We start from the raw sequence: 26561 nt of genomic DNA on the forward strand, positions 1-26561 counted from the left end.
GCCAGGGCCCCGTTCGGCCCGGTACACCGTGCACAGCGGCCCCGCAGACAGGAGGAGCAGGGTTCCACTGCTGGGCCTGCGGGGCCGTTGCACTACCCACATACCCCGCAGTGCGCCCGATACGCCCGATCCCTCCCGCCCGGGTACGCAAAGCCGCTCTTCACGCGAGTGGGGCCCGGCCGTATCCGGCTGGGCCCCTACTCACCTCGCGCGCGTGGCGCGCTGCTTGGCATCTGTCGCCTGTCGGCTACCAGCGGTACCAGCGGCCCTTGCGGCCGCCGCTGTCCGCGGTACGGACGACGAAGCCCAGCAGCCACACGACGAGCACGATCACCGCGATCCACCACAGTGCCTTCAGCGCGAAACCCGCACCGAAGAGGATCAGAGCCAGCAGAAGAACCAGAAGCAGGGGAACCATCGTTATCAACCTCCTGGCCACCGCATGCCCTTACCTCAGGCTGACATGCCCACAAAGCAGGAGTTACTTCCACGGCGCATGGGGCATATTCACGGGTTGCGCGCCCTGCAGCATTCCCCGGCCCCGCCCCTCACTCCCCACGACACCCTCTGGTGAACTGCGGTGAGGCGGGGCCTGAGTCAAGACGTGTCGCCGCCGTAGTGAAAGCGGCAGACGATCCCCGGGCCCGGTGTGCACGGCTCGCCGGCGCCAGGGCCATGCGGGGCGTGGCCGCCGGGCCACTTCGGCAGCTCGGCGGCCAGGGCAACACCGTCAGCGACCTCCTCGGTTCAGGCCCGGCCCCGAAGGAGGATGTTGTCCCCTGCGTCCACCTCACCGCGCAGCTCTCCAACAGCCCGTCGTCCGCTTTTCGATACCGCGCATGGTGGCGCGGTTCGCGGGCACAAGGAGCGGGAGCGGAGGACATGGCCGCTCCTTCAGGGCCTGCGGCCTCCCCCGTCCGTATGGCCCGGGCATGGTGGAGACCGGCCCGCACTCGCGGTGGTGCGGGCCGGTCCTCGTGCGTCCGCCCGGGCAGCCTGACTCGAGGTCGCTGCCGGGGGCACGGTGCAGGTGCCGGTGAGGACGACCAGGCCGCGGGGTGGCGGGCTGGGAGCAGGAAGTGGACGCCGGCCGGGCCGCGGGGCGGCGGGCCGGGGCAGGAGCAGTGTGGGGCCGGGTGGGGTGGATGGATGCGTGTGAATGACCGCTGGATGATGTCGGGCTTGTGCCGGACGACGCATGCGGATGATCTGTTCGTCGAGGGGGCGGCGCAGAACCAGGCGAAGGCGCTGTGTACTGGGTGTCCTGTGAGGGCCGAGTGTCTGGCGCATGCTTTGGACGGCCGGATCGAGCACGGTGTCTGGGGCGGGATGACAGAACGAGAAAGGCGCGCCCTGTTGAAGCGCCGACCGCTGGTGCGGTCCTGGGCCCGGCTGCTGGATGCCGCCAGGCGTGAGCATGAAGCCGGAGCGTCGCCCGTGAAGCGTGCTTCCGCCTGACTGACCGCCGAGTCCTTTTCCGCCCTGTGGCGGGTAGAGGCGGGCATGTTGGCTGCTTCCCGTGCTCAGGCGCCGGAGCGGAGGCGATCAGGGCTGCTCTGGCGGAGGCTCGGCAGCTTGTCTCGCCCATGGCATCGGGCAAGGCGGCCAACGTGAGCTTGCAGCCGGCCGCGACCTCTGGGGACTCGACCGCTTGGGCCAGCAGGACCTCGTTACGAGTGCTACAGCAGCCGGCTGGGTCCAGGCCCGCGTTCCAGTGCTTGAACTTCGTCCGCTCGTAGCCGTCCTGGGGCTCCTCCACGACCGGGATCTGCCCGACGGCCGCGGCGAGCGCGAGCACCCCGGCTGCAGGGGTGCGGCGAGCGCGGCGTGGGGGACGGCGAGCGGAGACAGGGCGAGGGAGAACGCGGCGACGCCGCGCACCAGGTTCTTGATCACGACGGCAGGGATAGTGGCCCGCGTGGCCGTGGGGCAGGGGTTTGGGCAGGTGGCGAGTCGTCCGGGGGAACGGATTCACCGGAAGAAACGGTGCGCCTGCCCTCCTCTGACTGTTACATACCGTCTCCAGGCCAAGAGGCTCAGGCAGGAAGGGTGAGGCGGCCCGGCGGTACTGCTCCCAGAGCGCGTCTGGGCGCCGGGCCTCGCCCGTGCACGCCCTATCGGCACGGGCTGCCGCTGACCATACGGGAGTGGCGCGGTGCCGGGGAGGCCGGGCCGAGGCTCCCTTGGGGGCGCGAGGAAGATGCCGTGCGACATGCCTCGGCGAACGGCAGCCGTCCCGCCCGGAAGGCGTTCGGGCGGGGCTGGAGGGTTCGGGCGTAGCCCTGGCGGGGTGTGGCCCACTGACTACCGGCCCCGCGCTGCACCAGCCCCCGCTGGTGCAGCGCCCTCGCCGACGTTTCCACCGAGTACGTCGGTGAGAGTCCCGCAGAAGCGGCGTCCCCAAGGACATCACCTTCCAGCACTCCTCCGGCCCAGGGCCGGTGAGCAACCGAGACCTGCCCACGCATCATGGTCTTCGGCAACATGCCGGGGCCACGGCCTTTGTGCGCGCCCGCATCAAGGCGCCAGGCCGACAGCACACCGTCCCGCCCCGGGACGGCGCCAAGTCCACCAAACCCCGGGCGAGAGACGGGCCGGTGCCCCGGCCTCCCCGGGAACGGGAGGGAAGCCGGGACGCCGGAGGCGGGGGTCAGCGGTGGTTGTGGTGGCGGTGGCGGCCCCAGGTCTCGGTGTCGATGGTGCGGCCGTGGTCATCGCGCAGGGTCGCGGTGTCGGAGTGGTTGTCCCAGACGTAGTCGCGGCGGTCCTGGTAGAGGTCGGTGCGGGTGTCGCGGCCCTCACCGGTGTGGATGCGGACGGTGGAGCGGCCGGCGAGGCGGAAGTCTTCGAAGCGGTAGCGGTGGCCGTCCTCGTCCTTCAGGGTCCAGCCGTCGAGGTCGACCGAGTGGCGGCCGGTGTTGGTGATCTCGACCCACTCGGCGTTCAGCGACCGGTTGGAGCGGGTGTCGCGTCCGGGGCTGTCGGCCTGGACGGCGCTGATCTCCACCCTCGGCGTGCGGTGGCGGTCGCCGTCGTGGGCGGAAGCCGGCAGAGCGACGAGACAGATCATGGAGCCGGCCGCGAGGACGGTCGCAGCGATACGGCGGGCGGACGAAGAAGCAGACACGGGTGATGGCTCCTCAAAACGGTGCTCCACCAGTCGATAACAGCTGGTCGAAGCGGTGCGAGTCCCGGTCCGGTGCGGGCCGAGGACCCGAACTTTGCCGCCCCGTCGGCCCCGCCGAAATGCCATCCGAAGCCCGTTACCAGGAACGGACATTTCCGTAACTGTCACCTGCACAACACACGCATATGCCACCGGCGTGACCCTGACATTCGCTGATCGCTACACCCACCCGTTCAACGATCGACGGCAAGCCCTTCCACACTCCGGCGCGCCACCTGCCACTCCCAGCTGGCGTACTCCGCCAACCGCGTGACATGCCCCGGTAACAGCTGTTCTGCGCCTTTCTTCGCACATCCGGAACAGCCCTCGCACACGAAAACGACGACCTCACCGCCAGACAGAGGATCCGCTCGATCCTGCCTGCGGCCTCTGATCCCTCGCGCGACCTGAACGGCGACGGCCTAGTCGGCGGGTGCGGGGCGGAAGCCGCCGGACCAGGACGGGAGGCAGCTGGGGAGTCGGGAAGAAACGTTGGACGCCACTGGGCGGCCGGGCAGGCGCATCTGCCTGTCCAGGACCCAGTCGGCCTTGTTGAAGCGGGTGAGGCCGACGGCAGCGCGGATGAAATGCCCTCGTCGCCGGGGCGCGGTCCCATCTGTGACTGAACGCGGACATGATCGCTGACGGCTCGTAACTAACTGCGCGGTACAAATAATTACGCACCACGGCATCACCCAGACCGCACCGCACCCCGGGGGAATCATGCTGCACACCCGCAAGGCCGTCGCCGCCGCCATCGGCCTCGTGGCCGCACTCTCGCTCACCGCCTGCAACGGCGACGACAACGCGTCGGACAGCACGCAGGCCAGCCCCACCGCGTCGGCGGGCAAGACGGGCGGCACTGGCACCGACGGGAGCGACCAGGGAGCGAACGCCAGCACCGACGGGACGGACCAGAGCGCCGACACCAGCACCGGCGGGAGCAACCAGAGCGCCGACACCAGCACCGGTGACAACAAGGACGGCAAGGTCGGCATCTGCCGCACCGACGAGCTCGAGGTCGCCGCCGCCGACAACACCACGGACAAGACGGAAGGCGTCGTCACCGTCTCCTTCAAGAACAGCGGCGGCGGTAACTGCCGCATCAGCGGCTTCGCGGGTGTCGACCTGAAGACGTCCCAGGGCGACACCTTCTCCGCGGACCGCAACGGCGAGCAGGCCCTGCCGCAGATCCTCAAGGAGGGCGAGACCGCCGCCTTCAACATCACGTTCCCGGTCAACAACAGCGGCGGCTCTGGCGTGCAGCTGACCGACATCGTGGTGACGCCCCCGAACGAGACCAAGCACGTCACCCTGAAGTGGCCGGCGGGCACGCTCCCCGTCACCGACGGCGAGGACAACGGGAAGCTGGAGATCAGCCCGGTGGGCAAGGTCAGCGACTCACCGGCCGGCTGACCCCGCACCCACCCCACTGACCCCTCGACGACCCGGCCCGGCCGCGGCGCGTGGACTACTTAGCCGTACTCGATCGCCATGGACACATGCTCGGGAGCGGCCGCGGTACCACAAGAGAACAACAGGTCTCCCGGCTGCACCTGACTGGTGGGGACGCCTCTGCGGTCGTGGATCTGCGTGTAGGTGGTGCGGGTGGTCTTCTTGCCGCCTACTCCCTACGCGTGCTGGGTCAGGGAGGAGCAGTCGCAGCGCTCGGACGGGTTGGGGCCGTGGGGGTTGGTGCAGCTGCCGCCCCACTGGTACAGGGTGCCGAGCTGGCCGAGGGCCCAGCGGATCGCGGTCTTCACCTGCATCGGCGCGGTGGCCGGGGCCTGGTAGCCCTCTGGCAGCGTGCCGGATGGGATCTCCCCGAGGTCCATGTTGCCGCCGCCCTGTCCGGCGCACCTTCCCGGGCCGAAGCCGCCGAGGCCGGGCTGTTGCGGCATCGGGCCGGCGGGAGCGGCGCCGAGTGTGGGGGCTATGGCCTGCTGGAGGGCGGTCGCGAGGGGCTCGTGCTTGGCGTACGCGTCGGGGAAGGCGGACCGCTGGACCTTCTGCGCAGGCGCACCGCGTCGGCCGCCGTCGCTGCTCCTACAGATAAGTAGCCGCAGTGTTCACGCGACGTTGGCCTGTCTTAGGCGACAAGCCCAGGCGGCGGGCGACTTCAGCAGTGGGCTCGATTTTGGGCATCGAGGTGTGAATCGGCATGTCGGCTGCCCCAGCTTCCCGGTCGGCAGGGACTGAAGGGACTGGAGAAACTGATTCAGGCGACCGTCGCCTCGGATCCCAGCTGCGAACGGGCGGTCTTGCTACCGACTTGGCCCGGTCGGATCGTGCGCGGGTCTACCGCTTCGCCGGGCGCTCCTGCACGGTATAGGCCGTTGGGCTCGGCGTCTCGGTCGTGGGGCAGCAGATAGAAGACTCGCCGTTTCTGCAGTCCGCTGTCAGGGTCGGCCTCGGCGCTGTCGCTGAGCTCGGCAAAGCCGATCATGCGGCCGTCACGGTGGTAGCGGGGCTTTCCCCGGCGACGGGGGGTCTTGTCCAGGGCCTGACGTACGTAGTCGAGCTCTTCGGGATCTTCCAGCCACACCACTTTGTCCTCGTGGGTGAGGTCGCCTGCCGTCAGTAGCGAACTCATGGCCTGGATCCCTTCTCGGTCATATCGGCTCGCGAGGAGCCCGGTTTCCTCCACGCCGAGCTCGGCGCCGATGTCGTTATGCGGCCGGCCGTCATAGGGCCCGGCGCTTGGATGGCTCGGATCATTCCTCGTCCATGGTATGTGTGTCGGTCGTCTTCGGGGAGCACGCGTTCCGGCTTCGCCTTGAGGCTTACCCGTCTGCTGCGCGCCGGGACGGCTCGTCGTCTGCCAGGAGAGCGAGCCCGGGGTAGAACTTCTGTCCGTTGGAGCGGAGCATCTCACTGGGCGAGGCGACGCCTACTTCGGCTCGGATCCGTGTGGCGAATGCGCGGGTGGTGGCGGGGCGCAGTCCTTCGCCGTCCTGGCACCAGGTGCTGTAGGCGCGGTAGAGGGCTCCCTGTTCGACTTTCAGGTCGCGGGGTTCTTCTAGGTCGCTGCCGGTGGTGCAGCATTCGGAGAGGAAGCGTCCGATGTGGTCTTCGGTGGTTGCGTATGCCTGGGTGGCGGTGCGGACCACGCTGGGGCCGGTGAGGGGGGGCTTGGTGGCCAGGTAGGCCTTGGCTCCCTGGATCATCCAGTGGAGGATGCCGGGGCCTTCGTCGCGGACGAGGATCTCGGCGAGGTTGTCGATCTTGCGGTGGTCGGGCACGACGCGTTCGAAGGGGATGAGGCGGATCCGTCGCCAGAAGGCGTGTCCGCCGGTGCCGACCTCGGGGCGGTGGTTGCCCAGCAGCCACAGTTTGTGTGTGGGCTCGAAGCTGAAGAAGTCCTGACGCATGCGCCGGGCTTTGAGGCGGTCGCCGCCGGTGAGGAGTTTGACGCGGGCCTCGTCGAACTTGTCGTGGGGCTTGAGCTCGCTGCAGACGAACAGTCGGCGGCCGTGGAGCTCGGTCAGTTCGGTGGAGTGCTCGTTGAATTTTCCGCGTTCCATGAGGAAGCCGGGGGGTGCAACGTCGGCGTAGTCGCCGAGGATCTTGATGACGACGTCGAGGAGGGCCGACTTACCGTTGGCACCGACTCCGTAGAGGAAGGGCAGGACCTGGCCGCCGACGTCGCCGGTGATGGAGTAGCCGAGCAGGAGATGCAGGAAGTTGATCATCTCCTTGCCCCGGTCGTCCTCGCCGAAGGTCTGGTCGAGGAAGCTGTGGAACCGGGGCGTGGGGATGGCTTCGGGCGCGAGGTAGGTGGCCCGTGAGTGCAGGTCCCGGGTGGGGTCAGGTTTGTGAAGTTCGCCAGTGCGCAGATCCACGACACCGGCCGGGGTGCACAGGGCGTACTTGTCGCCGTCGAGGCTGTCGGGGTCGAGGGCGAGCTCAGGGGAGGCCTTGGCCTGCGTCAGCATGGCCTTCACGCCGGAGGTGGACATGGCTCGCTTGCGGTGCTGAGCAAGTTCCCGGTCGGTGAAGATACCGCGGGGGTCAGTGGTGGGGAGTTCCTCGGCCATGTCCCCTGCGGCCCAGATGGCGGCCTTTTCTCCGCCGGTGCGCTTCCACCGGTACTCGTCCCAGACGTACCAGCCCAGCCCTTCCACGTGGCGGAAGCGGTCGTGGTAGAGGTGGGCGAAGAGCTTGGCGTTGCCGCGGTCGCTGAGGTTGGCCAGTACCCCGGACTGGACGAAGTCTGAGGGGTCCATGGGGCCCGCTGCGCCGGTCTTCTGCCGGGGAGGAAGTCGCCTGGGGAATTCAGCCGCGGGCTCGTTGCTGAACGCGGCGAGCTGTTCGGCCACCGCTTGGGCGTTGAACCCGGTGCTTCCGGCGCTGCTCATGTGCGTTCCTCGGGTCGGATGGGGCGGGCGCTGCCGGCGCGCATGCCGGTCTCGATGATGTGGGCGTTCCTGCGTGGCTGATGGGGCCGGGCTCGTGTGGCGGTCTCGAGGAGCAGTTGCCGGGTCTCGGCGTCGGCGAGATGTCCGCCCTGGACGAGTCCGCCGGCGGTGAAGGCTGCTCGATTGAGCTTCTCGCTGAAGGCCGCCCCTTCTGGGATGGCGCCGCAGGCTTGCACTTCCTTGAGGAGGGTTGCGAGGACGTGTGGACCGTCTCCGGGTCGAGGGGGTCTCGCGGTGGGGCTCGTGGCTGGCGGTGGGCCCACGTGGTGTCCGGTGCGGGTGAGCTCGGCGACGAGCCACAGCGGCAGCGGGGCGGGGGTCCTGGGTCCGGGCAGGGCTTCGTAGGTGCCGGCTGTTGTGCGGGTACCTGGCGCGACGATGTATCCGTTGGCGGCGCGGATGTCGACCTGCCAGGCGAGGGCGGTCCGGTTGCCGGAGCCGCTGGAGGATTTGAATGCGGGCCCGTTTCGGGGGACGCGGTACCAGATGTGCATGCCGCCGGAAGGTGTCTGTACTCGCAGGGTTGAGGTGTCCGTGCAGGGGTTAGGCCTGCGCCGGTAAGCAGCTAGCAAGGCGAGGGTGTCGAATCCACTGCTGAGTCCGGTCAGGTCGACAGCGTCGTGGACAGGGATTCCAGGCAGAAGACGTGATCGCTCGGGCAAGTGAGTGGTGTGGGCGTCTACGTCGATGACGACCAGACGTGAGGGTCCGCAGGCGACACCGATACCGAAGTTGGGCTGAGCGGTCCACCAGTGCTGGACCGTGGCCAGGTCGGTGGTGGCGGCGTGAAACCCGTGGCACCAGCCGCGCCGCGCGTGGCAGGGGCAGTGCTGGGCCTGGTGCGTTCCGGGCTTGCACGCTCCGCAGTTGGGGGCGGGTGTCTTGGCCCCGGGAGCCAGGGGGTGCACAGCGAACCCGTGCCGGACCATCCAGGTCGCGACGTCTTCGGGACGGACAGGCACAGGCTCTTCCTTGAGGGCGCAGGGGCTGTTCAAAGGGACTGAAGGGACTGAAGATTCCCTATCCGGGATGCTAGCGCAGCGTCACAGCCGACTCGCGGATAACGTCACCGTTCTTTCAAAACTGGGTCCCTTCGGTCCCTTTGGTCTCTGTCCGGTCCCTGGCCCTGGGGAGGGCTCGGCGTAGACGCCTGACAGTGGGCACCCCTCCCCCGGGCTCCCTCCCCTCCCTGAGGGGCTGATGCAGTGCTGACGCCTTCGGTCCCTGTCCCTTCGGTCACTGCATAAACCCGCAGGTCAGGGGGGCGAGGCAGTCTAGCCAGGGACTGAAGGGACTCAAATCTCTAGTTATGAGCTACACACGCTTCAAGTACTTCTGTACGCCCGCGCATACACGCACGCACGTAAAGACTGGAAACATCGAACTTGAGTCCCTTCAGTCCCTGAAAGCTTACGGAGAAGCTTCTGACCTGCGGTTTCTCAGAGGGACTGAAACTGCAGGGACTGAAACAGACCAGGGGCTGAGAGCCCAAAGCCGCCACATCCACTCGAAGAAGCCATGCCTGGAGACCGTCACCCCATCAGGGACGCAACACAGTCCGCCAGTCCCTCCGAGCTGCTCGCGTGCCCCAGACCAGGCCGCCTTGACCGCTTGAAGTGACCACCTGCCACGTGCTTCAGCCGTAGGCCAACAGAGCAGAGGCCGCGATCTGCAGCGGATGCGGGCCCTCGTTGTTGATCACTACGTAGGTGCCAGCGGGGACCTGTTTGAGAAGGTCGCTCATAGTCGCCTCGGACAACCGAGCCCCTTCGATGAAGTTCAGCCCGCCGCTGGCCGAGGCATACGCGCGCGAACTGTAGACGAAGACGACGGAGCGGCCGTCGTATGTCTGAGCGACTACGAGGTTGCGTCTCTCGTCACCTCCTGTGACATGCCAGACGCGGCTTCTACGCAAGGTGGCAGTGAGCTGCCCCAGGACCGGCTCACCGGCGGCGTGCAGGGCGCACAGCCGGGCGATCTCGTCCTCGGGAGGGGGGGAGGGCGGGGAGGAAGCGATAGGAGAGGGGGAAGGGAGCACAGACGAAGACGGTGGGGCGGGCGGATGGGGTGTCTTGGTAGGTGTGGGAGGGAGCGTGGTCTCGGCGGATCTGTTGAGGCGGTAGGCACCTGGGGTGCCCGGGTTGATGTAGATCACGGCCTGCGGTGGGAGGACCGAGAGGAGTTCTGCGCCGGACATCTGGGTGGTCGCGACGTCTTCGGGCACGTGAATCGGTGCGGTGAAGATGGCTGTCTCGCGGGGTTTTCTCCTGAACATCTTTCTGGAAAGGGCCGGGCCGGCGACCGCGACCGTTGCGGGCTCGAGTGCTCGTACCACCGCCTCCTGGGACCCGTAGCCGGTGCTGGCCAGCTGGGCGGCCTCGTCCACAGCATCCGTAGGCGGTGGGAAGCACAGCGCGACAGGCGTGGGGCGATAGCGTTCGTTGGCCATGTAGTCGGTGATCTCACCGTCGGCGTCGATGCGGAACGCGCCTCGGATACCGTGCCCGGGCACCTCGCCCTGCGGGTCGAAGGCGGGGTCGACCGCGTACAGATGCCCTCCGGGCATCCGTCGCGCAGCGGCCCTCATCTCCTCGGTGACCGGCGGGATCTCGGCCTTGACCTCATCAACCGTTCGTATACCCGGCATAGACGGTTCTTCCTGCCGGGTGTCTAGGTGGTACCGGGCGCGGACCTCCTGTGCCCGTGCGTCCTTCCCCGATCTGCGCAGGGCCAGCGACAGGTTGTGCGCGGTGGCCTTGATGTCCTCCACCGTTTCCTCGAGGCGCCGATCCTGGTCCTCCTTGAGGGCCAGTGCCTCTTCGAGAAGGCTCACTGCGTGTGCCGCGTCACCGAACTCGCCGTGCCATGCACCCAGGTTTGCCAGCGCGCTCGCCAGTTCCCCTGCTGCCTGCGGCTCGCCATGCAGGCTGCGGAGTATGCCGACGGCCTCCTCCAAGTCGCGGCGCGCGGCCTCGGCGGAACCGGTCTCGGCGAACGTCGCCCCAGACTGGCCGAGCGCGGCCGCCAGGTCCAAGACGGCGTCGGGATCCAGCGCGGCAAGACCCCGCTGCATGCTCACCGCTTCCTCTACATAGGGGATGGCCTGGTCCGCCTGCCCGAGATCCCGGAGGACAGCTCCGTACGAGCGCAGTGTCCTCACGAGGCCGTACCGGCTGCCTGGCCGGTCGTCGACCGCGAGATGCCGCCGGTAGGCGGAGAGCGCTTCGGCGAGATGCGGTGCCGCCTGGCGCGGGCGCCCCACCGCCCGCAGCTTCATGCCGTAGTCGGCCATGGCCGCGGTCAGCTCCAGGTCATAGCGGCCGGGATCGCTCTCTGCGGCGTCGTGGTACAGCTGCAGCGCCTCACCGGAGCAGTTGGCGGCGGCATCGGTCTGCCCCACGTCGAACAGCCGCTGAGAGTGTCGGCTTAAGACCGCCGCACGCTGCGCGGTGTTCAAAGGGTCTGGAGAAGACAGCGTCGCCCACGCGCTCTCGGCCGCCGCGGTGCTGAGCACGAGCGCGGCATCGTCTAGGCCGGCCGTGGCTAGATCGCCGCTCGCCCGAGATATTCGTAAGGCAATGTGTCCACTGGCCGCTGCCTCCCCGGTCTCGCACATCTGGCGCACCAGTGCCACTGCTTCCTCCGCGGCACGGGAGGCGCCCTGGACGTCGTCGATCCGTCGCAGGTCGCGGGCGTACTGGGCGAGTCTCGCCAGCCGGTCACTCGTCTGCCAGGGTCCCGTGCCCAGCCATGCCAGCCGCTCCGAGTGGAGGAGTTTGTCGGAGATCGCGAGGGAAATCCTTGTCCGGCTGGTGCCGGCCGGGGCGGAACCGACGAGGAGGTCGAGTGCCTCCAGTTCGGAGAAGGCCAGGCGGGACATGTCAGAGGCCATGCCTCCTGCTGCGACCGCTGCCAGAATCTGCTGCTCGAACCTTTCAGGGGCTGTGTCCAGCGCGGCTGGTGCGAAGCCGCGGGGGTGTTCGAGGATCAGAGTGCGTACGACGCTGCCGAGGCAGCGGGAGACCTCCGCCAAGGTGGTGGGCTCCTCATCCGCTGTCGCCAGCGCTCTGATGAGGACGCGTGCGCAGTCCCTGCCTTCGAACCAGTCGTCCGTGGCACACAGGGTGCGCAACAGATGCTCGGCTTCGCCGCCTGAGCGGCTGTCGGCCGCCAATGTGTGCAGCACCGAGTCGGCCAGGCGGTCCGGCCCGGGGGCTCTCCAGAGCGAGCGGTCACCGTCTGGGTAGATGACCTGGAGTTCTCTCGCCATCCTGGCGAGATCGCCGTCCCGTGCCGTCTTGTCGATGCGTCGAAGGGTCCGCAGCGCGGACGTTTCGTCCGGCGGGGCGTGCAGGCAGACCAGGGCGAGGAGCAGACGCGCGTGTTCGTGGCTGACGGGGAGACCGGCGGCGGTGAGCACGCCCGCCACGTAACGCTGTTCGTGTTCGATCAGCCCTGTGATCGGGTGCTCCCGATCGTGCAGCGAAGTGGTCCGGCCTTCCACGGTGTCGAGGACGCGCAGCAACGCCGCGGCGTACAGATGCAGCGTGGTGGGGACGGTGGTGGGGCAGTCGTCGCCGATCCCATGCGCCGAGTTTGCCGCCACGCTCATGCCGGCCTGCTTCGCGGCCTGCAGGAATCCGCTGGTCGCGTCGCGCCACAGCGCGCTCAGTTCGGTGGCCCCCATCCCTTCCGTGAGGGGTGGCAGCCGTGTAACTCGCCGTTCGATCCAGTGATGGCGGTGGCTGCCGATGGACAGTTCCTCCCACCACTCTCCGGTGTCCCGGGCGAGCAGGAGCAGCTTGACAGGCGGTACCTCGTGTACGGCGGGAAGTTCTGTGATGGTGTGAAGCAGTTCCTCGATCCGTGACCGGTGTACTTCTGCGGAGTCGATCACGAGAATGGCCCGTCCCGACAAGCGGGGCAGCGCGGCGACGGCGGCGAGTTGCCGGTCCCAGCGGCGGGCTGCCCGGGAAAGTGAACTCACCATCGCCTCTGTGCCAGCGGTGTGCGGGGCAGAGGCGCGCTCGAGGTCGAGGATGCCAGCCGTCCAGCCCAGGTCCCTGAGTTGGACGCAGACTTGGCGCGCCAGGGTGGTCTTTCCCTGGCCGGAGGGGGCACAGACGAGCCGTGCCACGGTGCCCCGGCCCTCGCGGGCCCACTCCACGAGGGCCGCTTCCTCGGGCCGGCTCACCAAGGGGTGCAGTGCGGCCTCGGGGGTCAGCCAGGTCCAGGGCCGTGTCGTCGGGGCGATAGGTTCAGGGCCGAAGAGCAAGCGTTCGGCATCGGCGCGGGAGCCGGGCGCGGCCGGTTCTGTGTGACCGCCGTCGGCGTAGTAGATGACGATGTTCCCGTCACCGGTCACTACGACGGAATCGATGATGTGCTCGGCGGCGACCCAGCGACCACCTGTGGGCGAGGACTCGGAGGTCACCTGTTGATCCGGTTGTTGTCGCCGGTGACGATGGCACTGTTGGACATCTGCTCAACGCTCACGGCGCGCTCGCCGGTCGCCGCGACGCGGGCGCCCGACTGGGCGAGCAGCGTCGCGAGCTCGGCGGCCAGCTCGGGCTCGGCTTCGAGAATGCGGCGCAACTGGCCGCGCAGGGCCGCCTGGGAATCTGCGTCCTGAGGGTCTTCTGCCACGTCTCGGACGGCGGATTCGAGTTCCGCCCGGCGCAGGTTGCGGCGCGTGAACCGCTGCAGGATCTCCCGCCCGAGCGACACGGTGGCATCCGCTGCCTGGTCTCTGACGCGGGTGAGTACGGCGGTCCCGTAGGTACTGATCGCGGTGACGACGTAGGGAGTGATCTCCGCTGCAGTCAGGCTGGCATCCATAAGCGATCCCCCGCTTCACTCGAACGACGCGGTCCCAAAGGGGCCACGCAGGTCCTCGCCATTCCACGGTAGTGCCGGCTCCTGTGGGAAGCCACTCCCCCAGCGCGTCACCGTGGCCACGGCCCCGGGTGAACGCGCCCGTTCTGGTTATGGCCGGGGCGCTGCCAGGGGTGTCTGCCGATCATGCATCGGTCGTGATGCGAGCGCTGGCGCAGTAGCAGTCGGATTCTTGTCGCAGTGGATGGTGATGCCGCGCCCCTGTTTGAGGCGATGGGAAGCGGGGTTGCACGAGTCACGCGGCCAGATGGTCGGATTGCGGAACGGGTAGGTACCGCTTACGGCCCCCTTGGCGTCCGACGAGCTGGTCGGTCCGGTTCAGGGGAAGACGGGCTGTTCTCCGAGACCTGCACACCGGCCGCCTCATTACATAGGACACGGTCTCAGCCTGGAAAAAATCTTGGAAGCAGTGGGCGCATCCCAGACGGTCCCATGCCTCATCCGGGTGGAATCTTTCCCCCTTGCCAGGGATTAGCGCTGGTCACATGGGGTGAAAGGGCCGCACCACTCGTTTCCCGACCCCGGGCGGGCGGCGTTGATGGGGTGTGAGCACTTCTACCACCGCCCCGATACTGCCCGCGACTCTCGCCGCCCCCGCCCCTCCCGTCGTGCACGACTCGGGCGCGGACACCGCGCCCGGCGTCATAGTCATCGACTCCTGCACCGCCCTCGGCGGCACCCTGGTCGTCCGCCTCGCCGGGGAGATCGACCACTACAGCGCCGCCCCGCTGTGGGCCCTGCTGGCCTCGGCCGCCGACGACGGCTACACCGGCCTCGTCCTGGACACCGCCCGGGTCACCTTCTGCGACTCCGGCCTCCTCGCCATCCTCCGCTGGTGGCCCCGGCACGGACGCCGCCTCGGACTCGTGAACTGCTCCCGGGCCGTTCAGCGCCTGCTGAACGCCTCCGCCGCCGCAGGCCGGCAGCCAGCCCGGACCGGCTCACCGACAGCAGTGGTCACGTCATGACGTTCATACTCCTGACCTGCGGGCCGATGCTCGCCGCGCTCCTCCTTGTCTACCGGGAACCCTGGGAAGTACGACGCCGCCGCTCCGCCCGACCTCCCCAGTCCGCACCCCGCAGAATCCTGTTCCACTGCCGTCTGGCGCCCCCACTCCAGTGCCCCGCACCCGCCATCCCGCTGAGCCATACACGTGGCGGCTGATCTTGCCAGGGTCGGCGGGAGCCCGGAGGACGGCTGGCTAACCCCGGTCGAGGCGCTCCTCGCCGCCGACTTCACCCCGAAGACTCCCGGCCCGCCTGACCCGTTGTCGATCTCTGACATCCGGCCGAAGGTACGCATATGCACGGAAGCCCCTGCTCGTCACTTTGGAGAGCAGGGGTTTCTGGCCGGGCTGCGCGTCTCGAAGAAGGCCAGCAGCAACTTGCTGGAGGATGCCTGCGAGCGAGGCGCGGGCCTGCGGGGCGAGGTCTTCCTCGCATATCAGCGATGACGGCCTCTGCGCCCTGGCTGCGTCTGAAGTAGCGCAGGATGAACTCGCTGCGTTGGGCCGGGTCCAGCCCGGACAAGTGCTGCGTCCATGAGCGCAGAGCCGTCATGCCACGGCACCTCGGCAGCTGCCGGCACCTGCGCGGCCTCAGTGATCCGAGGTTCCGGAACGATGACGGTGGGCTCGCTGACGTCGAGGGACGCTACTGCTACCACTCCCCCGCTGTTCGACGCGGTTTCCTGCGCAGGGTGCAAAACCGGGTTTTGAACCGGCGAAGCCACCAGAGCGGCCGCGCACTTCCGCGGGACCTTTGGCGCCTGGGCCTTGCGCAGCTCCTCGGCAGCAACGGCCTTCTGCTGTTCCGGGTCCTGGATCTTGACGATCTCCTCGGCAGTCTTCACCTTGAGTTGCTTGGTGTCGACGGCATCTTGGAGCTCGGGCGGCAGGTTGAGCAGAGCCAGGCGGTTGGAGACGTACATCTGCGACTTGCCGATGCGCTCCGCGACCTTCTCCTGGGAACCGTGGCGGAGGGGTGTGCCCTGCAGTCTGGTGCCACACCAGACAACGCACACCCCGGATGAGTGATCGTGGAGATCACAGTTGAGGGTGCCGCGGATTGTGGCGCCGTACGCCATGACCTTGTCGTGGAGGTCCTCGTACTGGTCCACGCGCAAGCAAGCTGACCTCACCGCAACTCCTAATCCGGCAATTCGCCAATCAGGACCGAAAAGCGACACCAAAAACAGGCCCTCCAGGCGACGAACTCGGCACGCCCGGTATGAAGCGACCTGCAGTCGCCCGGGAAGCCCGCACGCGGCCTCTCACGGCGTTTCGAGCCCTCGGGCAGGCGGTCGGTTGCGGCAAACGAGTGTCTCGGCGCGGCTGAGGCTGAGCGCTTCACCTGGCGACCGAGTCGTCGGCTTGGCAGAACCATGTGTTTGAGTCGGCGGGCAGGGCAGTGAGTTGGCCTCTCACCTGCGGGGCCTTCCGGGAAAGAGGCGGGCTCGAGGAAAAGCAGGTGCCGATTCACGCACCGAGCGGGCAGCATGCCTGCATGTCTACCGAAGTCAGCGGGATGATCGAGTGCCGGCCGGGTGCCCGCCTCTGGGGCCCCGACGACGAGGACTCCGTATGGCACGCCGCCATCGACCTCTTTCTACTTAACAACGGCAACGCCTACGACTCCCTCGCCTGCCTCTTCGGTATCCGGAACTACTTCGGCTTCCGCCCGCTGGCCGAAAGCCGCGGCTTTCCGAGCGACGCGTCCGAGGGGCTCCGGACCGAGTACGCCGCGTACGACGGATCTCCTGACACACACGGCACGACGTGGATCACGTGGGCCGAGCTCGCCTCGACCGACTGGCAGGAAACAGACAGCTCCGGCAGGCGAAGCCGAGAATCGGTCGCCGGTGACGGAAGCGACTGGGGGCCGGTCTGGAGCGTGATGCGGACACTCAGCGAACTCCATGGAGCGGACCATGTGCGACTCGTCGCCTGGTTCTACTGACCTCGGCTCCGCGGTGAAGCACCACTTTCCCGGCGGGAGACAGGCATGACCGAACGCGACGTCATACTCAACGAACTTGCCCAGGGGCTCCGCCCGATGGCGCAGGGCATCGCATGGTTTGACGCACTCGACCCAGAGGAGCAGTCCGAGGTCCTGCTGTTTCTGCGCCACCATTGTGTCCAGGCACGCGCCATCGCTGAGGACGGGCCGGAGGGCATCCGCCGTGCCAGCCTGCGCCCGACGCACACGCCAGCGGTGCTGATCACACGTGGTCGGATCAACGATCAGCTGGGGAAGATAGCCTCTCTCACTCCTCGCGACGAACGCCGGAAGGCGTTCCGGCTGCTGGTCGCGGTGCTCGCGATCGCCGACGGACGCCGCCGCGAACGCTACTGCTCGAACGGGTGCGGCCACTGGTGGCACAGGCTCTCCGCCGCTGGCTGAACCCTTTGTCGGCATCGGCGCCCGGCTGAGCTCCCGCATCAGGCGCGTACATAGCCTGACGGACCGGCAGCTTCCTCGAGTCACTCCTGCAGCAGCCCGGCCGATTCACGTGAGGGTCACGTGCATCCCGCCCTCGATCAGGGCTTCGACCACCAGGGCGACCAGGTCGTATTGCTCACCCCCCGGCGCCAGGGCGCGGGACAGGTGCTGGCGTGCAGTCGCAGCATCCCGCCAGACCAGGGTTCCGGGGGCGGCGTAGCCGAAATTGCCGCGCAGACAGTCCACGAGGGCGTCCAGGCAGCCGCCGAAGTAACCGCCCGGCCCGTTGACGGCCTCGCCGAGTGCCAGATAGAGGCCCGGTTCGTCCGTGATGTGCCGGCCGTCCAGCTCGTACACGTGCCCGGCCTGCCGGTCCTGGGGCTTGAGCCGACAGCCCCGTTCCCGGACGAGATCGAGCCAGGCCCCACGCCGACGGGTATCGAGCGCAGCCCAGGCGCCGGGGGCGTCCGGCGGGCCGGCAAGCCAGCGGTCCCAGACGGGCCGGGCGTATCCCGGTACGGGTGTGAGGTGTCCGTCGAGTTCCAGATCAATCAGGTCTGGCCCGAGGGAGGACGGCTGCCAGGTACGGACTTGGGGGCGCAGCAGCCGGTCGGTGAGCGGTTCGCCCCGGTCGTTCCGTATCTCCAGGCATACCTCCTCCAGGTCCAGCGTGCGCCGGGTGCCCGTAGCCAGTGCCTGCCGTAGCCGATCGCTCGGGGCGAGCCCCCGCAGGACGAGTGGAGGATCTACGTGCTCGGGCGGCAGGACGCGGGCGAACTCCCGGCACGAACCCAGCCACCGGTACCCGTCGTGCAGTCGGACAGGCCCCCGGTGCCCTTCGGGCAGACCCTCGTAGTCGTCCAGACCGGTGAGCACGAGACTGTCCGTTCCCGGGCGCTGTCCGAGGCTCTCCGCGTCCTCCAGCAGCCAAGCGTCGAGCGTCCTGTCCTCCGGCACCAGCCACACCCGGCTGCCGACCCAGCCGCGCACCTCGGCTCCGTCCGGAACCCAGCCGAACAGTTCGTACGTCCCGCGGAGGGTTTCCCGGAAGAACCCCTCTACCTCGGTGCAGACGCCCCAGACGTGGCCGCTTCCCGTGTCCGTCAGTGAGTACCGTCCCTGACCGCCATGATCCCCGTCTACATGCACGCTGGGAATCATGCACAGACCAGGTGGCGTGCGCGAAGGGCTTTTCGTGGTCGGTGAGCGCGACTCAAGGTTGAGCGCTCGGTCTGACGGATGGCGCCAGCTGAAACGCTCCGTCGCAGTGGTGAGAACAGCCGCGCTCGCGGATCCGATGACGGCCGAGCGCACAGGGCTCCCCGTGGGCAAGCCCTTGTCTCCGTCCCTTCGGGCAGTGAGCAAGCCGCTGTAAGGAGGCTAGGTGGAGATTCCCACCATCCGGTGGGAGACGGCCGCCCGCCCGCCGGCTTTCCGGGGGCCGGGCACCGTGCCCTGCTTCAGGAAGGCCAGCCATAACCGGACGTCGGTACTCCCCCGCACCGCTGCTCCACGACGCTCAGGACGAGGACGTCGGCCCGCGCACCGCCGACGACGAGCGCAGGGCGTGGATGCCGGCGGCGTTCCTGGTGACGGCCTCGCTCACGACCATCCTTTTCCCCCAGGCCCGACAGGGACTTGAACGCCACGGCCTCAGCATCGCCACGATCGCCGTTGCGGTCCTGGTCGCCGGAGGGCTGATCCTGCTTCTCATGAAGGCCGGACGGCGCAGGTCCTCTGTCTGGGCCACGCGGCGCTCCTGTTCGGAGGGTTGGGACATCCGCTTCATGGATAGCCTGCGCCACACCGAATTCGAAGAAGCCGTACGGGATCTAATGCGCCGCGACGGCGCTCGCGACGCGGTCCGGGTGGGCGGCGCCGGCGACAACGGCGCCGACGTCAAGGACACCGATCCCGCTGGCTAGCGATGGGTCATCCAGTGCAAACACCGCCGAGACGGAGCGGCCGGGGCAGCAGTCGGCACGCCGGAGCTGCACGTCCTCAACGGAACCGGCCATCCCGTGCACGGAGGCGATGTCGTCGTCCTCGTCACCAACGGCAGGATCACCGCGCCCGCGGTGAAGTTCGCCTGAAGCCAGCGGCTTCACCTGGTGAACCGGCAACCTCCTGGACGCGTGGGCGGCAGGCTCAGCTCCCTTGTGGGAACTCCTTCCGGCACTGCGGCGCAGCCCTTAACTGCAGTCGTGGGGGGGGGGGGGGGGGGGGGGGGGGGGGGGGGGGGGGGGGGGGGGGGGGGGGGCGCCCGGGGGGGGCCGGGCGGGGGGGGGGGGGGCGGGGCGGGGGGGGGGGGCCCCCCCCCCGCCGGGCCCCGCCGCCCCCCCCCGCCCGCCCCCCCCCCGCCGCCCCCCCCCCCCCCCGGCCGGCCCCCCCCCCCCCCCCCCCCCCCCCCCCCCCCCCCCCACGACATGGGATGCAGAAGGCCTCGGAACGAAATGGTCCGGGCCCTTCTGGATGCCTGCTACTGCCCCTGAGAACCGAGCGCGCGTCCTACGGCCTCGCCGTTAGCGCGGAGCTTGGTGATGAGGGAGTCGGTCAGTTCTGGGAACTTGACGCTCGCCCGTCCCACTGCCGGAGCGCTGACCGTTCGGGCCGCCTTCTCCAGCAGGTTAGCCACGGTGATCAGCTTCCCGATGTCTGCGTCTTCCAACGGATGGGACACGGCCGACGGCTGCGGTCCTGGGGTCGAAGGGCGAGAACGTCGTCCATAGGTACATCAGGGTCCGGCAGTGCTTCCCCGGCCGGGCACCACCCCACGCCAACATCTCCAGCGTACGTACCGGGGCCGGGTCGACGTAGTCGATCCAGCCGGCGGATAGCGGCGGCCCTTCAAGGAACGTGTCAGAACACGACGCGGTCCGGCTTCCAGGGTGCCCATGGCGTGCTCCTTGTGTTCAAGCGTTCATCCGGATCCTGGTATGAGTCGCTGGCAAGGCTCACGGGCCCATCGGACAGCAGCCGAAGATCCTTCAAGACTGCTACCTCGAGGACAAAGGCGTTCACCATGCCATGCTCGGCATTGCCCCATGCGCAGCCTTGTCCTGACCGGATAGCGACGACCGCGCCCATCGAGACCACCCCGCCGCTCGCGACTCAAAGATCATTGCGAAATAACTCTTAGGCACCCGGCCTGGGTTGGGCGAAGTACCTGAACTGGGCCCCTAAGACAACCTCCCGCTCCCACAAGAAGGAGCACAGCAAACGAAGAGGGAGGTATCGGCCAGACCGATGGGGGAGTTATCACGGCGTGATAGGTCAACGACCCGCCTCAGGCGGCTGGTGGGTTATCACGGCGTGATAACCCGCTGAGGATTCGTAACCTTGCTAACGTGTCGATGGCTGAAGTTGATCTAAGTCGTTAGTAGAGTGACGTCCATGACGTCACCTGACACGGGCGGCGACCGGGAGAAGGTCGTCACCAAACTCACCAGCACCCTCCGGCAGGACCTGAAGGTCCGTGCCGCTCTCCACGGCCTCGACATGCAGAACGCAGTCGAAGCCGGAATCACCGCCTGGCGCGGCCTGGCCTCGAACCCCACTTCCGTCGACACCGCTGGCGCGGAGACCTACGCCACCTTCCTTCCCCCCGGGCTGTGGGACGGCTTCCGCGATGACTGCAAAGACCGCGGAGTCTCCCTCACCCAGGGCATCGCCCAGGCCGTCACCCTTTGGCTCGACAGCAATCCCGTGCCCGAGGTCAAGCGCCCCGCCACGGTTCGACGCATTGTCGTCTGCAACCAGAAAGGTGGCGTCGGTAAGACCGCCATGACCGCTGGCCTCGGCGAAGCCCTCGCAGAAGACCCCGCCGCTCTCGTCGCCGTACGCGTCTCCAAGCACTTCGCCGCGCTACTCGAAGGCGACGACCGCCCCGATGACCCGCTCGCCCTGGAAGACCTTCCCGGTCTCGGGCAGCGCGTCCTCCTCGTCGACTTCGACCCCCAGGGCCATCTCACCAAGCAGCTCGGCCACGAGCCGCTCCCCATGAACGGGGACTCTCTCACCAACCACATGGCCGGCGAAGCCAAGGGCGAGCTGGCCGACCTCATTGTCGCCGTGGACGAGGACCGCTTCGGCGACCGGCTCCACCTCCTGCCCGCCTGCACTGACGCCTTCCTCCTCGATGTTCGCCTCGCCTCCGTCCGCGCCCGCGAAGCCGCCCTCGAACGAGCCCTGCGCGCAGTCGAAGCCGACTACGACGTCATCCTCATCGACTGCCCCCCGAGCCTCGGCCTCAGCATGGACGCCGCCTCCTACTACGGACGCCGCCGCGACAACGAGGAAACCGGCAACTCCGGCGTCCTCATCGTCGTCCAGGCCGAAGACAGCAGCGCCGACGCCTACGGTCTGCTCACCTCCCAAATTGAAGACATGCGAGGCGACCTCGCCCTCGACATCGACTATCTCGGCCTCGTCGTCAACCACTACGACGCCCGCCGTGGATACATCGCCACTTCCTCCCTCCAGTCCTGGATGGACATAAAGGATCCCCGCGTCGTCGGCGTCATCGGAGACCTCAAGGAGCAGAAGGAAGCCGTCCGCGCCAAGCGCCCCCTCCTCGCCTACGCACCCCGGTGCGAGCAGTCCGTCGCCCTCCGAGCCCTCGCCCGGGAGATCAGCAAGTGAGCAAGGCCAAGAACCTCGGCGCTGGCACGTCCTTCGCACAGGCCCGCCCCATCAGCGCCCGACGCGCGGCGATCGGCGCCGCCACAACCGCACCCACGGAAGGCGTCCCGGACCCCACTGAGCTCTCGCTCGACCTCATCAGCCAGAACCCCGACAATCCACGAGAAGAACTCCGTGACCTCGAGGGACTAGCCGACAGCATCCGCGAGATCGGCCTCGTCAACTCCATCACCATCGCCACCCTCGACTCCTACCTGGCGGAACGGCCCGAACGAGCCGGTGAAATCGATGAGGGCGCCCGGTACATCGTCGTCGACGGCCACCGCCGACTCGAAGCCGCGCGACTCGCCGGAGCCACCACCATTCGGGTCAGCGTCAACAACAACCTCGTCGCCACCGACGAAGCCCTCCTCGAAGCCGCGTTCGTAGCCAACGTCCACCGCGACGACATGAACCCCATCGAGCAGGCCCACGCGTTGAAGAAGCTCGTCAAGTTCTACGGCTCACAGAACAAGGCCGCCAAGCGCCTCGGCATCGGCCAATCGACCATCTCCTCCAAGCTCTCGATCCTCGACCTCGATCTCGAGCTCCAAGCAGACCTCGTAGAAGGACGCCGGACGATCGAGCACGTCCGCAACCTCTCCAAGCTGACCCCCGAGGAACAGCGAGCCAAGGCCGACGCCCGAGCGAAAGCCGCAGAGCAGAAGGCCGCCGCCAAGCGCGACCTATCACGCCGTGATAACCCCTCCGTCCCCCAGGAAATGACAGCCTCAGCAGAGAGCGGTGCCTCAGACGAAGCCGACTCCGGGCTATCACGCCGTGATAACCCGGACCCCAGCGAGCGCAGGCCCCTCACAGACGAGGTACCCGCGCCCAGGAGCGCGACGGAAGTGCCGATTACCTCACCGGCGCAGGAATCTGTCTCGGACCCTGTAACCGAACTGTCTTCGCCGAACGGGGGAGCCGCAGACACAGAGACCACGGTGCTGGAGAGGCCAGCGGCGCTGCAGAACACGTCCGTTCCGTACACCCAGGCTGTTCCGAAGCTCCCACTGCACGACGGCGTCGCCCTGATGGATCTGGCCTTCGATGGCTTGGCTCCAGGACAACGGAGCGCCTTCATCCAGCACTACTTCAAGCGCAGCACGGGAGTAGGAGCTGTCGTGGCAGACCTGCGGGCAAACCTTGAGCGGCCTGCACGCACCTCGCTAGCGGAGATCCTTCAGCAGGTCGCTGCAGGGCTGCTTGAAGAGAAGTAGGCAAGCAATGTCGGAGCCTCCGCCCTATAGGGCGGAGGCTCCGACATGTCGGGGAGGGATGCGTTGGTGCATGTTCAAGGACGGTGGAGTCGACTCCAGGATTTCGAGGTCGGGAGTATTCCTGCGGTCGTGGCGCAGTATTCGCACGGCATCGTCATGCGTCGCCGCAGTGGCTTCGCATCGCCTCCGTCTACTGCTCGGGCCGGGTCGTCTGGCAGCCGGGGCAGCGGCGCCCCGTGACACGCTCGGCGGTGGGGAAGCCGGACTGCGCGGAGTACACCAGCCGCCGGCCCGACCACGTTGCCGCAAGTCGTGGCCGCCGATGCCGCGATCAGGCTGAGAGCGGTCCAACGTCGACGCCCGATATCCGGCCGAGTTCGTCGAAGGAGACCACCGCCGTGCCGCCGCCGGGCAGCTGCGCGGTAGTCCGGTCGGCTTCCTCTCGTGTCAGGATTCCGTGCAGGGCGAACCAGCCTTCGACCACCCGCCGCGGCGAGCGGGCGAAGAGCTGCGCACCGGTGAGCAGGTGGCGCGGCATGGTGACCGGGTCGAACCCTGCCGGCCGGAGCTGCGGGTCCTGCGGCACGAAATAGACCCGGCTCCCGGGGCCGGCCTCCTGGCCAAGGTAGCCGGGTGCACCGAGCACCGCCGCGCCGAGGAAGGCCAGTGCCTCCGCGGCACGGCGCGGATCGGCGAAGCCAGCCAGGTCCACGCCCTCCTGGACCAGCTCGGCGACGCCGTGTCGGCGGCCGAACTCGGCGATCTGCTCACTGGCCGCGACCACTGCGCTGCCGCGCAGCCCAGGGTTGGCCCAGCCCCACAGCCAGGTCTGCTCGTGCGTGTCGTAGCTGCCCAACAGCCCGACCCGCAGGGTCCGGCCGCCGGACTCGTAGCGGCACTCGTCGAGGTCCGCGGTCCACGGACCGCCCGAGACGGCCTGGTTGATCAGTTCGAGCTGCTGGGCGCCCCACGCCGCGTGGTACTCGGCGGCGTCCAGGAAGGCGTCGGAGAAGGTAGTGATCATCTGGGCAGCCCAGGGGGTGTCGGTTACGGGCACGGAACAGGGCTCTGACCTGAGGTCGTCCCGAGATCAGCCCAGGCCAACAGTCACCAGCGACCGTTTCACCCTGCGCGGCATGACCTGGCACGGATGTTCCTTAACCCCCAAGCGGCGGTCAAACTTCGGTGAGACTCGTCAAACTTCGATGAGACGGGTCACGGGTTGCTGCTCCTCGAAGGGGGCGGCTTGATGGTCGAGCCGTTCAAAACCGGGTTTTGGCAGAAGGGCCAGGCCGGCCCCACCTGCGAACGCAGAAAGGGTCGGTGCCCCGCATGGATGCGGGGCACCGACCCTTTTTGGAGGGGCACGGTCAGTGGGCCCAGGCGACGGCTGCGCAGTGTTTGGTATCCATCAGCCGGCCTCCGCAAGAATCTCGGTGATGGAAGGGGGGCGGGGCAGCGACGGCGCCGCCGGTGAGATGGGCGCCGCTGAGGCTGTACCAGGTGTCGGGGCGGATGAGGGCGCGGACGTGGCGCTCGCTCAGGATGATGCCGGGCGGGGTACCGGTGTCGGGCACAGGGTCCCCACGGGGTGGAGCGGGAGCCGCCCGGTGTTCCCGGACAGCTCAGAGGGCGTAGACGCGTCCGTCGCGGTCGGGGGCGGCCTCGGTGAACTCCCAGTCGGCGGTCACCAGTGGGACTTCGCCCGCGAAGTGCAGGGTGCTTGCCTCGGACCGTGCGTGTGCTCTGCACGACGAGGGGCCCGGGTGCTGCCGAAGTCCAAGGTCATTCTGTACGCGGCGATCCGTCGTGACTTGCGCGCCGGCGCTTGCGGCCTCGCCGGGCCCTGGTGCACGATCGGCCGATGTTCGAGTTGCTGCCTGGTGTCGGGGTCGCCCTGCCCGGCGACACGGGCACCCTCCGCTTCGGGGCGGACGAGCGGGCGGCCGCCGAGGTCCTGGCGGGGCTCGGTCGCGTCCGGCCGCTGCCGGAAGCCCCCTGGATCCGCACCGCCCGCTGGGGTGACGTCGAAGTGGCCGCCCACGCGGACGGGGTGGACCGGGTCGCGGCCAGGCCCGGCGAACTGCCACTGCGCTCCGTCGTGCTGAGTCGCGGCGGTTCGGCGGCGGGCGTCCCGGGCGGCACACCCGTCGTCCTCGGAGACGTCGATCTGTTCGGCTACCCGGCCGCCGAGGTGCTGGAGGCCCTCGGCGACCAGTGGCCTCCAGAGCTGGAGATCCGGCCCGCTGGCGGGCATGGCTACCTGACTGGCGTCGCCCTGCACGCCACCCCGCCGACTGCGCCGGCCGGCCGCCGTGCCCGGGCTGCGGCCGAGGCGGCCGAGGTCGAGCGCGCCTTGGTCGAACTCGAGCCGCTGTGGACCACGGAACGCGACCAGTGGCAGTTGCTGGAGGCCGGCGGCGGTCACCTGCCCTGCCGCCGGGGTGATCCGCAGACCATGCTGCTGATCTGCGACGAGGCCGTGGCCCGGCGGGTCACCGCCGCGATGCTCGCGGCCGGCGTGGAGGTCCTCCCGGAGCAGTTCTGAGGCGGTTCGGCGTGGGGGCCATGGTCTGGCATGGCTTTCGGTCTCCGCCTCGGCACCTCGCACGGGGTGGCGTGTGGCGGGGGTTGTCAGCCCCCGACGTGGATACCGGGGCGTGGCTTTGTCTATGAGTACGGACAGCGAATGTTCACTACTTCGGGTTCTGGCACAAGTTCTGTGGTGTCGAGTCGGATCTCGGTGTCCGAGGTCGGAGCACGCCGGGAACCAGCAGGTCAGAAGCCTGTCACAAGGCAGGCAGAAGCCCGGTCGGTGTAGCTCCACAGAAGTTGTGCCAGAACCCCACTTCGGGAGGCACCCGAGATTCGAACAGCCCGTGACCTGCAGCCGGTCAGTACGGGGCGTTCAGTCCCACCAGTCGTTGCCGGTGTGCCAGTGCCGCACCCACTCCTCGAAGCCCCATGTCTGATCGCCGGGCGTCGGGGCGGCGCCGACATCGGCGATCATCCACACCTCGCCGCGGCGGGGGCCGGTGGTCAGCAGGAGCCAGAACGACTGCCCGTCCTCGGACCCGAGAACGATCGACCCCTTGTTGAATGCGGCGTCGATCCGGGGATCTTCGGGGTCAACGCTCTCGTCGTCCTCCCAGGGCCAGGCTGCTTCCAGGGGGAACGGTTCTCCTGGCTGCCGCGGGCCGAGGTCGGGCCATCCCTCGGGCAGCCGGCCGAGCGGCTGGAGACCGCCGTCGCCGGCGGGTCCGAGGCTGGACCCGTTGCTGATTTCCGCGATGAACGTCCTGTACGGCTCGGGGAGGACCACACCGTTCTCTTGCTCCCAGTCCGCGACGGCTTCATGCCCGAGCGCCGGCTCGCGCCATTCCGGTGGAAACGCGGAGCGCAGGAAGTCGAGAGTGGCTTCGCCGGGACGTTGATCACGTGTGTCTGTCACAGCGGCATGCTGACAGAAGGGGCTGACACCCCATCGTGGCTGCCTCGCTCCGGAGCTCTCCTGCCTCGGCCATGAGCATCGAACAGAGCTGGAAGCAGGTGCCCCCCGAAGTGATGAACATCTGCTGTCCGTTCTCAGGTTCTGGCACAACTTCTGTGGAGCTACACCGATCGGGCTTCTGCCTGCCTTGTGACAGGCTTCTGACCTGCTGGTTCCCGGCGTGCTCCGACCTCGGACACCGAGATCCGACTCGACACCACAGAACTTGTGCCAGAACCCGTTCTCATCAA

20 protein-coding genes and 2 pseudogenes are annotated in these 26561 nt (G+C 68.3%); 10 read left to right on the forward strand and 12 right to left on the reverse strand.

Annotated elements, in window-relative coordinates:
• Positions 1-247: 247 nt before the first annotated feature.
• Positions 248-418, reverse strand: a complete 171-nt coding sequence (locus ACIGW4_RS33160) for a DUF5670 family protein (protein WP_011113206.1) — start codon at positions 416-418, stop codon at positions 248-250.
• A 731-nt stretch (positions 419-1149) separates the two neighbouring features.
• Between ACIGW4_RS33160 and ACIGW4_RS33165 the strand changes: the two genes are divergently transcribed.
• Positions 1150-1458: a WhiB family transcriptional regulator gene (locus tag ACIGW4_RS33165; protein WP_399584893.1), complete on the forward strand. Its 309-nt coding sequence runs from the start codon at positions 1150-1152 to the stop codon at positions 1456-1458.
• Between the two features lie 1192 nt (positions 1459-2650).
• Here ACIGW4_RS33165 and ACIGW4_RS33170 read toward each other — a convergent pair.
• Positions 2651-3070 (reverse strand): lamin tail domain-containing protein, encoded by a 420-nt coding sequence (locus ACIGW4_RS33170; protein WP_399584971.1) that lies wholly within the window; start codon positions 3068-3070, stop codon positions 2651-2653.
• An 819-nt stretch (positions 3071-3889) separates the two neighbouring features.
• On the opposite strand from ACIGW4_RS33170, the gene ACIGW4_RS33175 reads away from it, so the two are divergent.
• Positions 3890-4582, forward strand: coding sequence for a DUF4232 domain-containing protein (locus tag ACIGW4_RS33175; protein ID WP_399584896.1), 693 nt, complete (start codon positions 3890-3892; stop codon positions 4580-4582).
• A gap of 215 nt (positions 4583-4797) precedes the next feature.
• On the opposite strand, the gene ACIGW4_RS33180 is transcribed toward ACIGW4_RS33175, so the two are convergent.
• From ACIGW4_RS33180 to ACIGW4_RS33205, 6 genes are all read right to left on the reverse strand, one after another.
• Positions 4798-5067, reverse strand: a complete 270-nt coding sequence (locus ACIGW4_RS33180; protein ID WP_399584899.1) for a hypothetical protein — start codon at positions 5065-5067, stop codon at positions 4798-4800.
• 317 nt (positions 5068-5384) lie between these two features.
• Positions 5385-5759 (reverse strand): DUF6009 family protein, encoded by a 375-nt coding sequence (locus ACIGW4_RS33185; RefSeq protein ID WP_093879298.1) that lies wholly within the window; start codon positions 5757-5759, stop codon positions 5385-5387.
• A 190-nt stretch (positions 5760-5949) separates the two neighbouring features.
• A complete protein-coding gene (locus tag ACIGW4_RS33190; protein ID WP_399584902.1) occupies positions 5950-7524 on the reverse strand; it encodes a phage/plasmid primase, P4 family in 1575 nt (524 codons plus the stop codon).
• Positions 7521-8513: a bifunctional DNA primase/polymerase gene (locus ACIGW4_RS33195; RefSeq protein ID WP_399584973.1), complete on the reverse strand. Its 993-nt coding sequence runs from the start codon at positions 8511-8513 to the stop codon at positions 7521-7523. Before ACIGW4_RS33195 ends, ACIGW4_RS33190 begins: the two co-directional genes overlap by 4 nt.
• 707 nt (positions 8514-9220) lie before the next feature.
• Positions 9221-13018, reverse strand: a complete 3798-nt coding sequence (locus ACIGW4_RS33200; RefSeq protein ID WP_399584905.1) for a type VII secretion system-associated protein — start codon at positions 13016-13018, stop codon at positions 9221-9223.
• Complete coding sequence (locus ACIGW4_RS33205; protein ID WP_399584906.1) at positions 13015-13422, reverse strand: hypothetical protein; 408 nt, start codon at positions 13420-13422, stop codon at positions 13015-13017. The genes ACIGW4_RS33200 and ACIGW4_RS33205 overlap by 4 nt, the downstream gene beginning before the upstream one ends.
• 602 nt (positions 13423-14024) lie before the next feature.
• Here ACIGW4_RS33205 and ACIGW4_RS33210 point away from each other — a divergent pair.
• On the forward strand, positions 14025-14447 hold the full coding sequence (locus ACIGW4_RS33210) for an STAS domain-containing protein (protein ID WP_399584909.1): 423 nt from the start codon (positions 14025-14027) through the stop codon (positions 14445-14447).
• Positions 14448-14923: 476 nt separating this feature from the next.
• On the opposite strand, the gene ACIGW4_RS33215 is transcribed toward ACIGW4_RS33210, so the two are convergent.
• Positions 14924-15598, reverse strand: coding sequence for a ParB/RepB/Spo0J family partition protein (locus ACIGW4_RS33215; RefSeq protein ID WP_399584912.1), 675 nt, complete (start codon positions 15596-15598; stop codon positions 14924-14926).
• A 386-nt stretch (positions 15599-15984) separates the two neighbouring features.
• Between ACIGW4_RS33215 and ACIGW4_RS33220 the strand changes: the two genes are divergently transcribed.
• Both ACIGW4_RS33220 and ACIGW4_RS33225 read left to right on the forward strand, forming a co-directional pair.
• Positions 15985-16437, forward strand: a complete 453-nt coding sequence (locus tag ACIGW4_RS33220; protein WP_399584915.1) for a hypothetical protein — start codon at positions 15985-15987, stop codon at positions 16435-16437.
• A 45-nt stretch (positions 16438-16482) separates the two neighbouring features.
• Positions 16483-16881: a DUF5958 family protein gene (locus tag ACIGW4_RS33225; protein ID WP_399584918.1), complete on the forward strand. Its 399-nt coding sequence runs from the start codon at positions 16483-16485 to the stop codon at positions 16879-16881.
• 105 nt (positions 16882-16986) lie between these two features.
• Here ACIGW4_RS33225 and ACIGW4_RS33230 read toward each other — a convergent pair whose 3' ends face one another.
• Complete coding sequence (locus ACIGW4_RS33230; protein ID WP_399584920.1) at positions 16987-18081, reverse strand: barstar family protein; 1095 nt, start codon at positions 18079-18081, stop codon at positions 16987-16989.
• A 629-nt stretch (positions 18082-18710) separates the two neighbouring features.
• On the opposite strand from ACIGW4_RS33230, the pseudogene ACIGW4_RS33235 reads away from it, so the two are divergent.
• The 4 genes and pseudogenes from ACIGW4_RS33235 to ACIGW4_RS33250 all read left to right on the forward strand — a co-directional run.
• Positions 18711-19116: pseudogene (locus tag ACIGW4_RS33235) on the forward strand (restriction endonuclease); the annotation flags it as partial.
• Positions 19117-19899: 783 nt separating this feature from the next.
• Positions 19900-19991: pseudogene (locus ACIGW4_RS33240) on the forward strand (IS5/IS1182 family transposase); the annotation flags it as partial.
• Positions 19992-20313: 322 nt separating this feature from the next.
• Complete coding sequence (locus ACIGW4_RS33245; protein ID WP_399584923.1) at positions 20314-21561, forward strand: ParA family protein; 1248 nt, start codon at positions 20314-20316, stop codon at positions 21559-21561.
• Positions 21558-22820: a ParB/RepB/Spo0J family partition protein gene (locus tag ACIGW4_RS33250; RefSeq protein WP_399584925.1), complete on the forward strand. Its 1263-nt coding sequence runs from the start codon at positions 21558-21560 to the stop codon at positions 22818-22820. The genes ACIGW4_RS33245 and ACIGW4_RS33250 overlap by 4 nt, the downstream gene beginning before the upstream one ends.
• 331 nt (positions 22821-23151) lie before the next feature.
• On the opposite strand, the gene ACIGW4_RS33255 is transcribed toward ACIGW4_RS33250, so the two are convergent.
• Positions 23152-23844 (reverse strand): DUF6882 domain-containing protein, encoded by a 693-nt coding sequence (locus tag ACIGW4_RS33255; RefSeq protein ID WP_399584928.1) that lies wholly within the window; start codon positions 23842-23844, stop codon positions 23152-23154.
• An 840-nt stretch (positions 23845-24684) separates the two neighbouring features.
• Between ACIGW4_RS33255 and ACIGW4_RS33260 the strand changes: the two genes are divergently transcribed.
• A complete protein-coding gene (locus tag ACIGW4_RS33260; protein WP_399584931.1) occupies positions 24685-25368 on the forward strand; it encodes a hypothetical protein in 684 nt (227 codons plus the stop codon).
• Positions 25369-25728: 360 nt separating this feature from the next.
• Here ACIGW4_RS33260 and ACIGW4_RS33265 read toward each other — a convergent pair whose 3' ends face one another.
• Complete coding sequence (locus ACIGW4_RS33265) at positions 25729-26271, reverse strand: SMI1/KNR4 family protein (RefSeq protein WP_399584934.1); 543 nt, start codon at positions 26269-26271, stop codon at positions 25729-25731.
• Between the last annotated feature and the right edge of the window lie 290 nt (positions 26272-26561).

The organism is Streptomyces sp. NPDC053513 (genome assembly GCF_044544765.1).
Classification (GTDB): Bacteria; Actinomycetota; Actinomycetes; order Streptomycetales; family Streptomycetaceae; genus Streptomyces; species Streptomyces litmocidini.